Annotated in this window: 15 protein-coding genes; 8 read left to right on the plus strand and 7 right to left on the minus strand. The window is 40.9% G+C overall.

Annotated elements, in window-relative coordinates; genetic code table 11:
* Positions 1 to 47: 47 nt before the first annotated feature.
* Positions 48 to 191, minus strand: coding sequence for a hypothetical protein (locus ACQKKO_RS19255; protein ID WP_498650074.1), 144 nt, complete (start codon positions 189 to 191; stop codon positions 48 to 50).
* A gap of 157 nt (positions 192 to 348) precedes the next feature.
* A complete protein-coding gene (locus tag ACQKKO_RS19260; RefSeq protein WP_498650076.1) occupies positions 349 to 1,155 on the minus strand; it encodes a DUF368 domain-containing protein in 807 nt (268 codons plus the stop codon).
* A gap of 188 nt (positions 1,156 to 1,343) precedes the next feature.
* On the opposite strand from ACQKKO_RS19260, the gene ACQKKO_RS19265 reads away from it, so the two are divergent.
* Entirely contained in the window at positions 1,344 to 1,715 is a 372-nt protein-coding gene (locus ACQKKO_RS19265; RefSeq protein ID WP_498650078.1) for a cupredoxin domain-containing protein, read from the plus strand.
* Positions 1,716 to 1,830: 115 nt separating this feature from the next.
* Positions 1,831 to 2,631: a delta-lactam-biosynthetic de-N-acetylase gene (gene pdaA / locus ACQKKO_RS19270; RefSeq protein ID WP_498650079.1), complete on the plus strand. Its 801-nt coding sequence runs from the start codon at positions 1,831 to 1,833 to the stop codon at positions 2,629 to 2,631.
* A gap of 55 nt (positions 2,632 to 2,686) precedes the next feature.
* On the opposite strand, the gene ACQKKO_RS19275 is transcribed toward pdaA, so the two are convergent.
* Entirely contained in the window at positions 2,687 to 3,049 is a 363-nt protein-coding gene (locus tag ACQKKO_RS19275; protein WP_203090340.1) for a GAF domain-containing protein, read from the minus strand.
* Between the two features lie 132 nt (positions 3,050 to 3,181).
* Between ACQKKO_RS19275 and rlmD the strand changes: the two genes are divergently transcribed.
* The 4 genes from rlmD (at position 3,182) to ACQKKO_RS19295 (ending at position 8,142) form a co-directional block, all read left to right on the plus strand.
* Positions 3,182 to 4,585, plus strand: a complete 1,404-nt coding sequence (gene rlmD, locus ACQKKO_RS19280; RefSeq protein ID WP_498650082.1) for a 23S rRNA (uracil(1939)-C(5))-methyltransferase RlmD — start codon at positions 3,182 to 3,184, stop codon at positions 4,583 to 4,585.
* Positions 4,586 to 5,072: 487 nt separating this feature from the next.
* On the plus strand, positions 5,073 to 6,221 hold the full coding sequence (gene dgoD, locus ACQKKO_RS19285; protein WP_498650083.1) for a galactonate dehydratase: 1,149 nt from the start codon (positions 5,073 to 5,075) through the stop codon (positions 6,219 to 6,221).
* Between the two features lie 12 nt (positions 6,222 to 6,233).
* The gene (locus tag ACQKKO_RS19290; RefSeq protein WP_498650085.1) at positions 6,234 to 7,583 is read left to right on the plus strand and encodes a GntP family permease; all 1,350 of its coding nucleotides are present in this window, start codon (positions 6,234 to 6,236) and stop codon (positions 7,581 to 7,583) included.
* 262 nt (positions 7,584 to 7,845) lie between these two features.
* Entirely contained in the window at positions 7,846 to 8,142 is a 297-nt protein-coding gene (locus ACQKKO_RS19295; protein ID WP_498650087.1) for a hypothetical protein, read from the plus strand.
* 57 nt (positions 8,143 to 8,199) lie between these two features.
* On the opposite strand, the gene ACQKKO_RS19300 is transcribed toward ACQKKO_RS19295, so the two are convergent.
* The 4 genes from ACQKKO_RS19300 to ACQKKO_RS19315 all read right to left on the minus strand — a co-directional run bounded on the left by ACQKKO_RS19300 (position 8,200) and on the right by ACQKKO_RS19315 (position 11,610).
* Positions 8,200 to 8,601 (minus strand): ectoine synthase, encoded by a 402-nt coding sequence (locus tag ACQKKO_RS19300; RefSeq protein ID WP_203090330.1) that lies wholly within the window; start codon positions 8,599 to 8,601, stop codon positions 8,200 to 8,202.
* Positions 8,602 to 8,627: 26 nt separating this feature from the next.
* Positions 8,628 to 9,917, minus strand: coding sequence for a diaminobutyrate--2-oxoglutarate transaminase (gene ectB, locus ACQKKO_RS19305; RefSeq protein ID WP_498650088.1), 1,290 nt, complete (start codon positions 9,915 to 9,917; stop codon positions 8,628 to 8,630).
* 42 nt (positions 9,918 to 9,959) lie between these two features.
* A complete protein-coding gene (gene ectA, locus ACQKKO_RS19310) occupies positions 9,960 to 10,463 on the minus strand; it encodes a diaminobutyrate acetyltransferase (protein ID WP_498650090.1) in 504 nt (167 codons plus the stop codon).
* A 244-nt stretch (positions 10,464 to 10,707) separates the two neighbouring features.
* Positions 10,708 to 11,610 carry a TIGR01777 family oxidoreductase gene (locus tag ACQKKO_RS19315; protein ID WP_498650092.1) on the minus strand — a complete coding sequence of 301 codons (903 nt, stop codon included), beginning with the start codon at positions 11,608 to 11,610 and terminating at the stop codon, positions 10,708 to 10,710.
* An 89-nt stretch (positions 11,611 to 11,699) separates the two neighbouring features.
* Here ACQKKO_RS19315 and recX point away from each other — a divergent pair, with 89 nt between their 5' ends.
* The gene (gene recX / locus ACQKKO_RS19320) at positions 11,700 to 12,524 is read left to right on the plus strand and encodes a recombination regulator RecX (RefSeq protein ID WP_498650094.1); all 825 of its coding nucleotides are present in this window, start codon (positions 11,700 to 11,702) and stop codon (positions 12,522 to 12,524) included.
* Positions 12,517 to 12,825: a YfhH family protein gene (locus tag ACQKKO_RS19325; RefSeq protein WP_498650095.1), complete on the plus strand. Its 309-nt coding sequence runs from the start codon at positions 12,517 to 12,519 to the stop codon at positions 12,823 to 12,825. Before recX ends, ACQKKO_RS19325 begins: the two co-directional genes overlap by 8 nt.
* The last annotated feature ends 25 nt before the right edge of the window (positions 12,826 to 12,850 follow it).

A 12,850-nucleotide genomic window follows, 5' to 3' on the forward strand; every position in this document is an offset into this window, starting at 1 on the left:
TCTAAAATAGAGGGGTCACCTCCTATTTTGTATAAAAAATAAATGTGTTAAAAATACGAATAGATCGCTCCGTTAAGGTTATATGTGACTCGGTTGCGCTGTGTTTGAAACAAAAACTGTGTGGCAAAAGCTAACTGATCATATTGCGCCGATACTGTATGTGATGCCGCAAGTTTGTCTTTTCTATTCACTGCCCCATCGAATCACCCCTTTAGCTAGTTAATGTATATATATTTTATTTTAACTAAATCATGCCGTCAACGTTTACGTATCCTTAATCTATGCTTTATGAACCCAAAAAAACAGCAAACATATCGAATGTTCTGCTGTTTTTCTTAAGAACAACATTTATTTTTGAGTGCTTCCAAGTAGATAAGCAATAAGTAATCCTGCTACGAACGTAATGCCACAACCTAAAATAGATCCACCGGAATCGATTTGAGAAAATAAAACAATAATTGATCCCGCAACAAGTCCGATCATCACAGCATATGTATGCGTCATATACGCTTTAAACAAATATCGAACCAGCTTACTTGTTAGTAATAGTCCAATCGCAATTCCGGCACCTACCGCAAGAATAACGGGAATTTGTAATGTAGAGATAGCGTTGGTAATTGTGGTATAAACACCTAACAAGAGAAAAATGAGTGAACCACTTATTCCTGGAAGAATGAGTGCAGCACTTGCTAGCCAACCTGCTATAAATAAGAAGAAGTAATTCCAAATACTTAAATCCGTCATTAACGTATCTTCATGTGGTAATAATGAGGTCAAGGCAATAAGAACAAAGGCTGTGAATAAGAATATGTAATGAGTTGGCTTGAATGTCCGCTTAATATCCACTTCTTTTACGAGGATAGGGACAATTCCTAGAATTAATCCGAGAAACAAAAACATGGTTAATGGTTGGTGATTTTCTAAAAGCCAACTAATTATTCTACTGAAAATTAATAATGCACTTCCTACTCCAACTCCGAGCGGAATTAAAAAGCGTAAACTTTGTTTCCAATCTTTAGTAGTCAGTCCATGTAAGGAAGCAATAAAGCGCTCATAGACGCCTAGTACCATTAATACTGTACTTCCACTTACACCTGGAACGAGGTCAGTTATACCCATGGCTAGACCTCTGAATATATTTTTAAATTCAAACAATCCCAAATACCTCCATCTTTGCATTCAATCCTTTTCTAATCAAACCATACAAGCTAAAAAAGGGCAAGCGGTCAATTTACAAGAAACAGTAACAAAACGCTCAAAAAAAAGTAGTGAAAACAGATATACGAAGAGGTCTTTTGGGCGTATACTGTTAAGGGGAAAAGGACAAGGTTGGAGGTAGTCAGATGAAGTTAAAGCAGATGTTATTTATATTAGTCGCTCTTTTTCTTCTCATAGCCATTACAGCATGTGGTGCGGCTGGTAATGACCAAGCAGAAGAGAACGAACCAGAAGAAGTGATCGGTGAACAAGTCGTATTAAAAGCAACAAACTGGGCGTTTGATCAGGAAAGCTATACCGTACCTGCTGGAGATATTAACATTGCCCTTGAAAATGTTGAAGGCCACCATGGCATCGAAGTAGACGGTACAGATGTTGCAATCTCAGGAGAAGGTTCTTATAATACAACGCTTGAACCAGGTGAGTACACAATTCGTTGTACGATTCCTTGTGGCGCGGGTCATGCAGAAATGCTCGCAACCTTAATTGTTGAATAATGCAAAAAGCCAATTCGTGAAAATGAATTGGCTTTTTTGTCCCAAAAAATGGAGCAAGTAAAAACAAGCACTTGATGCATGCTATGAGTAAACAGCTGTTAATTGAGGTGAGTTTATGAACAAGCAGGTTAAGCGAATAGTAGCGATGATGCTTTTAATAAGCATGATTACAGGTATTCAAAGTGAACAAGCATTTGCCTACAACCGAAATGTCCTACATTGGGGCTTTAAGCCAGCTAAGAATGAAGAGATTGCAACAACGGAGCCTGAGTTTATTCGAATGCTTGATGAGTCAGGTGGCTATTTTACGGGAGATACAGAGAGGAAAGTCCTTTATTTAACGTTTGATAATGGATACGAGAATGGCTACACAGAAAAGGTACTTGATGTGCTACGAGATAAAAAAGTACCCGCTGCTTTTTTTGTGACAGGTCATTATCTAGATTCTGCTCCTGATCTCATTAAACGTATGGTGAACGAAGGCCACATTGTTGGAAATCACTCTTGGCATCATCCTAGCTTGCCCGCTATTGATGATGAACGACTAGCGAGTGAATTAATTAAGGTGAAGAAAAGGTTTGCTGAGTTAACTGGTATTGAGTATATGAATTATCTACGTCCGCCAAGAGGGGAATTTAGTGAGCATAGCCTTCATAAAACAGAAGAAGAGGGTTATATAAATGTATTTTGGTCACTTGCTTATGCAGATTGGGATGTGAACAAGCAAAAGGGCGGGGATTATGCCTATAATAAAATTATGGAGCGAATTCATCCGGGAGCCATCATGCTTTTGCATTCAGTCTCAAGTGATAACGCAGAAGCTCTTCCACGAGTAATTGATGAAGCGAAAAAGCAAGGCTATACATTTGAGAGCTTAGACGATCTAACAGTACAAAAGCAGATTCCTTCTTTCTGATCAACAAAAAAAGACCTCGATCGTAATGATCCGGGGTCTTTTTTGTCATAAACGTTTAATTCACAAGCGTTTCTTGTCCGATTGCTGCGGCAATTGTTTTTAATGTAGAGACGTCCGTTACATCAAAGGCAATGGAATGTTTGCTACGTACAATCATGAGACCAATTTCCTTTTCAGCAGAGTCATGAATTGGAAATTTAAGTTCACCATTACACGTCCATTGCATGTCATTTTCAAAACAGGAAGCAGCAACAAGCTTATGATTTAAGTCTTCATAAAGGTAAATTCCAACCCAATCAATATACGGTACAGAACTCACAAGGCTTTCTACTGTCTTTTCAAATGTAGATTGAGCGCTTTTTCGTTTATAGACATGCGCCATAATTTTTAGAGACGCTACGTCTGTGGGGATAGACAAATTGTTTCACTCCTCTACTGGCCATTACGGTTCTATTCTATCAGAGAAAAAGCGATACGTGTTTAGTAAGTTTAGGAAGATCAGTGAACATGGTATACTTCATTTAGTGATGTATTTATAGGAGTGTCAAAAATGAAATCAGCTAAACAAGCAAGTCCCACAAACAAAACAAAGGTGGAGGTTGGACAGCAATTTCCGCTTACAATAAAAAGGCTTGGCATTAACGGAGAGGGAGTAGGCTACTATAAGCGTCATGTGGTCTTCGTACCTGGTGCTCTCCCTGGAGAAGAGGTTGTAGCTAAGGTTACTCAAGCAGGCGAACGCTTCTCAGAAGCAAGCATTAAGAAGATTCGTAAGTCATCGCCTGAACGGATTACACCGCCGTGTCCGATCTATGATCAGTGTGGAGGCTGCCAGCTTCAGCATATGGAGTACGCCGCAACCTTACGTGAGAAGGCAGACATCGTGAGACAAGCCTTTGAGCGGTATACTACGATTAAACACGAGTCATTGACCATTCAACAGACAAAGGGTATGAAGGATCCTTGGTATTATCGTAACAAAAGCCAGATGCAGGTTAATAAGACAAAAGGCGTTGTACAAGCAGGATTGTATGCTGAGAAATCGCATAAATTGATTGACCTGTCTGCCTGTATGGTCCAACATAAGCGCTCGAATCATGTGACTCAGGTGATGAAGCAGATTCTACAAGACTTAGATATTTCGATCTACAATGAGCGAAAACATCGTGGAGCAGTCCGCACAATTGTCACTCGTGTAAGCTTTAAAACGGGTGATGTTCAGCTTGTCCTTGTGACGGCAGAAGAAACCCTTCCAAAGAGAAAGCAAATGATGGAAGAAGTGAAGAAGCGACTGCCTGAAGTGACATCATTTATGCAAAATATTAATGATCAAAAAACCTCTATCATTTTTGGAGAACGTACAACGCTTGTATCTGGGGAAGAGACTCTTGAAGAAACACTTGGAGATGTATCATTTTCACTTTCTGCGAGAGCATTCTTTCAATTAAATCCTGAGCAAACGGTTGTTTTATATGATGAAGCTAAGAAAGCAGCTAAACTGACAGGGAAAGAAAAGCTTGTTGATGCGTATTGTGGAGTGGGAACCATTGGATTGTGGCTTGCTGATCAAGCTGCAGAAGTAAGAGGTATGGATGTCATCCCTGATGCAATTGATAATGCCCGCGCGAATGCTACAAACAACCATGTCCAAGCATACGAGTATGAGGTTGGAAAGGCAGAAGAATGGCTGCCCAAATGGGTGAAACAGGGCTGGACACCGGATGTCGTCGTTGTCGATCCGCCTCGAACGGGCTGTGATCAAAAGCTACTCACCACCTTAAAACAAACAAAGCCATCACGTATTGTGTATGTATCCTGTAATCCATCTACTCTTGCAAAGGATGTTGAACAGTTAAGAGCGGCGGGTTACAAGGTAGCGAACATCCAGCCAGTCGATATGTTCCCGTGGACGGCGCAGGTTGAGTGTGTGACAGAATTGGTCAGAGAAAAGTAAATCTTAAAGAAGCTGGGACATAACAGTAAAACACTAATGAAAACACGAACATAGCAAAAAATCCGCTACAGGAGAATCCCTCGCACCCGCGAGGGACGGCCTCAGCCTCTTTTGCGGAAAACCACCGCTACAGAGTCTTCACCACGTACTATTCCATAGGAGCCTAGGGTTCTGCTTTCGCTTGTTCTATAATTTAAAATACGAATGGCGAATGATTCAATTGTTGATTCATTCGCCATTTTCCAATTGTATTTTAGTTATGTCCGGGCTCTTCTTTCATTTGCATGAGAACGTTATCACATTAAGAGTGAATCTGTTGTTTTTTACTAGAATGAATGATAGACTTCAACCCGTAACCTGTCTATTGCAAATGAGTCGTTTACAGTTAGAAATGTAACCGTTCTCTTTGTTTGTAGATGTGATCGTAATTTAGCCTATTATACACACAATCACTTTAACAATGTGAAGAGAGAAAGGGTGCGTAAAGATGAAAATTACAGCTTACGAATTGTTTCAAGTACAGCCTAGATGGTTGTTTCTGAAAATTGAGACGGATGAAGGGTTAATCGGTTGGGGAGAGCCAGTTATTGAAGGGCGAGCTTCAACTGTTAAAGCAGCCGTTGACGAACTGATGGAATATTTAATTGGAAAAGACCCACTTCAGATTGAGGATCATTGGAATGTCATGTATCGCGGAGGATTTTACCGGGGAGGTCCCATTCTCATGAGCGCTATTTCAGGCATTGATCAAGCACTGTGGGATATAAAAGGGAAGTACTATAACACGCCAATTCATCAGCTATTAGGTGGAAAGGCAAGGGAATCCATCAAGGTGTATTCATGGGTTGGTGGAGATCGACCGTCTGATGTGGCTGCACAGGCAAAAGCGGTAGTTGATAAAGGATTCCAAGCCATTAAGATGAATGCCACGGACGAGCTCCAATACATCGATTCATATGAGAAGATTGACCGGGTACTTGCAAATGTGTCGGCTATTCGAGAAGCTGTCGGTCCTTATGTCGGAATTGGAATAGACTTTCATGGGCGTGTTCATAAACCAATGGCCAAAATACTCGCCAAAGAGCTTGAGCCATTTAGACCAATGTTTATTGAAGAACCTGTATTACCGGAGAACAATGAGGCCCTACGAGAGATAGCAAGTCATACAGTAATTCCTATTGCAACAGGTGAACGTATGTATTCAAAGTGGGACTTTAAGAATTTATTAAAAGATGGCTATGTAGACATTATCCAGCCTGATTTATCTCACGCAGGTGGTATCACAGAAAACAAAAAAATCCTTTCAATGGCAGAAGCATTTGATGTAGCGGCTGCTCCCCATTGTCCACTCGGCCCCATTGCATTAGCAGCATGTCTTCAAGTAGATGCCACATGCCACAATGCGTTTATTCAAGAACAAAGTCTTGGTATTCACTACAATGAAGGCTCTGACTTACTTGATTATTTAACGGATGGTAGCGTGTTCAAATATAAAGACGGATATGTAGATATCCCGGATAAGCCTGGACTTGGTATTGAAGTTAATGAAGAGCATGTCCGCAAAATGGCTGAAACGAGTCACAATTGGCGCAATCCAATCTGGAGACATAAGGATCAAAGTGTAGCTGAATGGTAAGGAGTGTGTAAGATGTCCACAACAGGTTTAATTTTAATCACCGTAATTGGTGTAGCTGTTTTATTATTTTTAATCATGTACTCAAAAATGCAGGCCTTTCTCGCATTACTAATCGTGAGTATCTTAATTGGACTTGCTACAGGAATGAGTCCTGGATCGCTTCTTGAAACGATAGAAGACGGAATGGGAGGAGCACTTGGTTTTATTGCCATTGTCGTTGGACTTGGTGCGATGTTCGGTGAAGTATTAAGAAGCTCAGGGGGAGCGGAGAGGTTAGCCTTTACGCTAGTAGACAAATTCGGGGAAAACCGAGCTCAATGGGCCTTAGGATTAACAGGGTTTCTAATTGCTATACCAGTGTTTTTGGATGTTGCGCTTGTCATCTTGTTACCTATTGTATATAGCTTAGCATTACGTACCGGAAAGTCATTGCTGTATTATGCGATCCCACTGCTTGCTGGCCTGGCTGTTGCGCACAGCTTTATTCCTCCGACACCGGGACCCATTGCGGTTGCTCAAGTGTTGGGTGTTGATCTAGGGTGGATGATGCTGTTTGGAGTGATTGCAGGGATCCCCGCCTTAATCGTTGCTGGACCAATTTTTGGCCGGTATATTGGGAATAAGGTGTTTGTAGGTGTACCTGATCACGTGGTACGTGCGGCCGAAGAAGCTAGTACATCAAATAAAAAGCTACCTAGTTTTGGGTTAATCTGTTTTATTATTTTAATCCCATTATTTTTAATTTTGCTAAACACGGGTGGAGATATTTGGTTACCTGAAGGGCAAATTAAGGCTGTAGTCACCTTTGTTGGACATCCGTTTGTTGCTTTAATCATAGCTACTCTTTTAGCTATGTATCTCTTGGGAACTCGTAGAGGGGTTTCTAAGCAAGAACTGCAGAACATGGCGACAAAAGCACTCGAGCCTGCAGGTATTGTTATTTTAATAACTGGAGCAGGAGGAGTGTTCAAGGAAGTGCTCATTCAGAGTGGAGTCGGTGATGCGATGGGAGACTTGCTTTCAGCTTCAGGTTTTCCACTTGTATTGTTAGCTTTCTTAATCTCAACCTTTGTCCGTGTAGCACAAGGCTCAGCGACTGTGGCGATGATCACAGCAGCAGGGCTTGTTTCACCAATATTGGATATGGCAGACTTATCTCAGCCGTCCTTGGCGCTTATTGCCATCTCAATCGCTTGTGGAGCCACAGTATTATCTCACGTAAATGACACTGGATTTTGGCTTGTTAAACAATTTTTAGATATGACTGAGAAGGACACTTTAAAATCATGGACTGTGATGGAAACGATTATTGGACTTGTCGGATTTGCGACTGTTTTTGGACTTAGTTTCTTCTTTTCATAAAGATGGTAGAGCCCGAATGAATGCGTCTGGATTCGTTCGGGCTCTTTCTAATTAAGATAGAGGCAGATAGTTGCTATCCCAATAAGCTATCTATTATAGTAGAACATGTTTATATCGCATGGTTAGAAGGTATTAGGTCTTTAAGGGTTTTTGGTTGATTAAGCTAAATCGATGCACATAATCCCAAAAGTAAACTAAACTGTTTCTATGCTAACAGGAAAAGAGATCAGTGAGTCATCACCTTAATGGGAAGGAGGACAACGTGAATTTATTTAAAGCACATATTATACATCCACATACACATGTCCCGTTAATTGTTTACTTTAATCAAAGTGATGGATTCGTTAGTTTTGAACGAGATGAGAAGGTCTTAAAAGCTATTTATTTGGTGAAAAGTGACTTGGCGCAAAACGAATCATTCCAAGAGAGTTTAAAGCGCACGAGTCACCTATGCCATACACAATACCCATTAGATACAATGGAAGAGGTTATTGAATTTCTAAGCAAGATAGGCATTGATCCAAAGGAGATTGAGTTTGAACAGGTGATTGTTCATTAAATTGTGAGCGGGAATGAAAAGATGCGAGTATCCAATTGGATACTCGCATCTTTTTATTTATTCTTCGTTATCAACTGGATACACACCATTTTCATCATGATGCTCTCTACCCGTGAGTGGTGGATTGAATACACATACCATACGCATATCTCCGCCTTCATGGGCACGCAACAGGTGCTCATCGTGCTCATCTAATGCATAAATGTCACCAGCCTTGATTGGCCAGACTTTACCATCCTTAATGGTTTCTACTTCACCAGAGCCTTCAATGCAGTACACTGCCTCCAAGTGATTTTGATACCAGATGTGAGTTTCTGTGCCAGCTCGGATAATGGTATCATTTACAGAGTAGCCCATACCGTCTTTTTTAAAAAGCAAGCGTCGACTTACCCAGTTTCCGTTTTCTGCTTCAACTTCTCGATCTGTTCCAATTACATCGTTCAGTGATACTACTTTCATCTCATATTCCTCCAGTTCAAAATGACTTACCCATTTGTCACTAATTCTTTTGGATTCACTGTTGCTTCTACTGATTCTTTAATCATGTGAAGTCCTTTTTCAAGCTCTTCATCAGAGATTGTTAGAGCAGGGAAGAGCTTAAAGACCTCATCTTTTGGTCCTGCCGTTTCCATAATTAGACCTCTTTCAAACGCTTCGGCGGCGATTTTCTCAGAAAGACCTTCTTTCGCAGAGCACACACCAACCATAAACCCTCGTCCTCTTACTTGACCTTCTAGTTCTGGATAACTTGCTACAAGATCTTCTAAGAATGAATACAGGCGTTCAGATTGTTTCGCAATCTTCTGCTCAAATTGGTCATCCTTCCAATACGTAAGCGCTGCCGTTGCAGTGACAAAGGCATGATTATTTCCACGGAACGTACCATTGTGCTCACCTGGCTCCCAGATGTCGAGTTCCGGTTTAATTAACGTCAAAGCGAGTGGTAGACCATAACCACTAATTGACTTGGAAAGACAAACAATGTCAGGCTTAATTCCAGCTTTCTCAAAGCTAAAGAACGTACCTGTTCTTCCGATTCCCGCTTGTACATCATCAACAATTAAAAGAATGTCCCAGCGCCTGCATATTTCCTCCACTTTTTTAAGCCACTCGTATCGTGCGGCGTTAATACCGCCTTCACCTTGGACTGTCTCGAGAATAATGGCTGCCGGTATGGCAACACCGCTGCCTCCATCTTCTAGGAAGCGCTCGAGATACTCCAGAGTGTCGAGCTCATCGCTGACAAAGTTGTCATAGGGCATTGTTACAGTGTGTGTAAGTGGAATGCCAGCACCTTTTCGTTTAAAAGAGTTTCCTGTGACTGAAAGAGCCCCAATCGTCATACCATGAAAACCGTTTGTAAAACTGATGACGTCTGTTCGACCCGTTACCTTTCTAGCAAGCTTTAGTGCACTTTCTACTGTATTAGTACCTGTTGGGCCAGGAAACATAACCTTGTAATTCAAATCGCGTGGTTTTAAGATTGTGTCGTTGAATTCTTTAAGGAAAGTCGCTTTCTCCGTTGTCCCCATATCAAGCGAATGAGTGATTCCATCATTCATAATATAGTCTACGAGTTTTTCCTTCATCACAGGGTCGTTGTGACCGTAGTTAAGTGCACCTGCACCTGAGAAGAAGTCAATGTATTCCTTTCCATCTTCATCCCACATTTTTGATCCTTTTGCCTTTGTAAAAACGGTGGGGAAACTGCGGCAGTAACTTCTAACCTCTGATTCCAACTGAGCAAATATGTTCATATCCGTTTTTTGAGTCATGTTTTAAAGTACTCCTCCTTTAGATATATACCTGTATCTTGTTTATACATGGAATGGACCAATTCTAAATAGTTGTTCTTTTTCATGGCTGTTATCTGGGAAAAGGGAAGCTGAAAAGTGATCTGTTACTTCACATTGTGTGTTGAACTCTCTTCCAAGCTTGTGGAATAACGCTCTTGATGCTTCATTAGAAGGAGTAACTGTGGCTTCAATAAAGTGGACTTGATCCGCATTCCATTGCGCTAATTCCTTAATCATTCTGGAAGCGAGTCCTTTCCCTCTTTGAGAGGAATCAACACCAACCTGCCAAACAAATAGAGTGTCAGGGCGGTCTGGTTGAATAAAAGCCGTCACGAACCCAACTAGTGCATCATCTTGCTTAGCTACGACACATGTATCGGTAAAGAAATCAGCCATCATCATATACTTGTAAGGTGAATTCTGATCGAGAGTCGTATTGTTTACGAGTTCCCACATTGCTTTACTGTCTTCTTTTTTTGCTTTTTCGAATGTAACTGGAACGATTGTTGCTGTTTGTTTGCTCATTGTCTTCACCCCTTTTTAAACTGCTATATTTTTTAATTGGAAACAAACTCCACTCACCATGTTAACGATAAGCAGGGGGAGAGGCAAACGACCTATGAAGCCATAAGTCCGCATGAAACTCCCTAACTACGACTGAGCAGACGTAGCCCCCATCATCTATTTGTTTCCTGTATATAGGTACCCCATGAACCGAAGCTTAAACCACAATTATTTGAACTTTTTAAATGTTAGCTTATTTGGTTATTTAACCGATTAGATCAGTAAGAGCGGGCTTCAGCTCACTGTAGTTGAATGTATATCCAAGTTCCTTTGCTTTCCTTGGGAATACCTTTTGACCATCAACGATCAGTGTACTCATTTCTCCTAAAAGGGTTGTCATAGCGATTCTAGGTGCAGGTAACCAGTGAGGTTTTCCAATGACCTTTGATATGGTTTTACCAAATTCAATCATCTGCATCGGGTTTGGAGCTGTAATGTTTAATGGTCCGTGAACTTCGTCGTTTTCAATGGCAAACTGATAAAGTGACACTAGATCATCGATATGAATCCAAGACATCCACTGTTTTCCTGTCCCGAGCGTGCCCCCAGCAAAAAGCTTATAAGGTAAAACCATCATAGGAAGGGCACCTTCTTTTGAATCCAATACAATGCCGATTCGTCCAAAGACTACTCTTAGCCCAAGATCTTCAGCTTTCTTTGCGCAAGCTTCCCATTTCTGAGTGACCTCTGAGAGAAAGTTCTGTTTATCTGGCTTAGAGCCTTCGACAAAGTCTTTTGAATCAGATACACCATAATAGCCGATGGCTGAAGCATTAAGTAAAACGGTTGGTTTTTGTTTGAGCTTTTGAATGATGGAGAGCACAGCTTGGGTAGCCTCCATACGACTGTTTAAAATCTTTTCCTTTTTTTCTTTTGTCCAGCGTCCCATAATGGATTCACCAGCTAAGTTAACGATTGCATCGATTTCTTCAAGCTCGACTTCAGGCTTGGCATCCTGGCTCATCCATTTCACATAGGAAACATGGTCCTTTGATTGTTTGCCTTCTAAATTACGTGTAAGAATGAGGACTTCATGTCCGGCAGAAGTTAGCTTTGAAGTTAGCTTTTGTCCAATAAATCCACTGCCTCCTGTGATTGCGATCTTCATATTTAGCCTCCTAAAGTGTATGATGTTACAGTGAGTATACCCGAATGTCTGCAGGTTCAAGACTTCTTTTGCTAAGAAGGAGGATACGTATGGCTGTGATTAGTCGAGTTACAATGCAAAAGCGCAATAAGGAACGATTGAATATATACCTTACAACGGAGGGGAAGGAAACATTTGGTTTTGCTGTTGACCAGAATGTTTTTGTAAAATATAACTTACGTAAAGGGTTAGAGATTGACGAAGAAGCTATAAAAGAGTTAATTGATGAAGATGAAAAGAAAAAGACCATTAATCTCGGGCTTCATTATTTGTCTTACCGCATGCGAACGGTTCAAGAAATGATTGATTATCTGGAGAAAAAAGAACGACAACCTGAACATATTAAAGCGGCTATTGCTACATTTGAACAACATGGATACTTAGATGATAAAACCTTTGCCACATCCTATATTCGGTCAAAATCCGTTTCTCAAATAAAGGGACCGATGAAGCTCAGTCAAGAGCTTAAGCAAAAAGGAGTTCATCAGACTGTGACCGAAGAAGCGCTTGATCAGTTCAATGCAGATGATGAGCGAGCACTTATTGAAAAGTGGGTTGAGAAGCAAAAGAGAAAGTCAGCAAAGGAATCAACTAGTGCCCAAAAACAGAAGCTGTTTCAGCAGCTGCGTGGCAAAGGGTTCCGCTCAGGCTCGATTCAAGAAGTACTTGAACACTTAGAGCCGCAAGAAGACACAGACGAGCTGGATGCATTAACGTACCAGGCTGAAAAGCTTGAAAGAAAACTTGCAAAAAAGGTTACAGGAAATGAATTACGTTTTAAAATGAAACAAGCCTTGTATCAAAAGGGGTTTTCAATTGGGATGATTGAATCCTATCTAGAGAAAACAGAAAGAGGGGATGACGGGGATGAGTGAAAAGCGTTTTAGTGAAATGACGGCACCTGAATTAAGACAAGAGATTGTTGCGTTAAATGAAAAAGCGAAAAAAGCAGAGCAGATGGGAATGGTTAACGAATTTGCGGTGTATGAGCGTCGTGTTCTGTTAGCGAAAGCGTATTTACTAAATCCAGAAGATATTAAGCCTGGACAAACGTATCCGTTAAAAGATGGAGAGTCCACTTTCTCGGTTTCCTATATGAATGGGCATTTTGCTTGGGGTTATCGTAATAATGAAACGAATCTAGAGGGAATTCCGATTTCACTAATTGAACAATGAAAAAAAGCAGGGAAGTGAATTCCCT

This window comes from Alkalihalobacillus sp. NPDC127517 (genome assembly GCF_050276055.1).
Lineage (GTDB): Bacteria > Bacillota > Bacilli > Bacillales > Bacillaceae_D > Alkalicoccobacillus.

Coding starts and splice junctions, on each gene's coding strand:
- ACQKKO_RS19290 (WP_498650085.1), top strand. CDS start 6,234: ATGTCCACAACAGGTTTAATTTTAATCACCGTAATTGGTGTAGCTGTT.
- ACQKKO_RS19315 (WP_498650092.1), bottom strand. CDS start 11,610: ATGAAGATCGCAATCACAGGAGGCAGTGGATTTATTGGACAAAAGCTA.
- ectB (WP_498650088.1), bottom strand. CDS start 9,917: ATGACTCAAAAAACGGATATGAACATATTTGCTCAGTTGGAATCAGAG.
- recX (WP_498650094.1), top strand. CDS start 11,700: ATGGCTGTGATTAGTCGAGTTACAATGCAAAAGCGCAATAAGGAACGA.
- pdaA (WP_498650079.1), top strand. CDS start 1,831: ATGAACAAGCAGGTTAAGCGAATAGTAGCGATGATGCTTTTAATAAGC.
- ACQKKO_RS19265 (WP_498650078.1), top strand. CDS start 1,344: ATGAAGTTAAAGCAGATGTTATTTATATTAGTCGCTCTTTTTCTTCTC.
- ACQKKO_RS19300 (WP_203090330.1), bottom strand. CDS start 8,601: ATGAAAGTAGTATCACTGAACGATGTAATTGGAACAGATCGAGAAGTT.
- rlmD (WP_498650082.1), top strand. CDS start 3,182: ATGAAATCAGCTAAACAAGCAAGTCCCACAAACAAAACAAAGGTGGAG.
- ectA (WP_498650090.1), bottom strand. CDS start 10,463: ATGAGCAAACAAACAGCAACAATCGTTCCAGTTACATTCGAAAAAGCA.
- dgoD (WP_498650083.1), top strand. CDS start 5,073: ATGAAAATTACAGCTTACGAATTGTTTCAAGTACAGCCTAGATGGTTG.
- ACQKKO_RS19325 (WP_498650095.1), top strand. CDS start 12,517: ATGAGTGAAAAGCGTTTTAGTGAAATGACGGCACCTGAATTAAGACAA.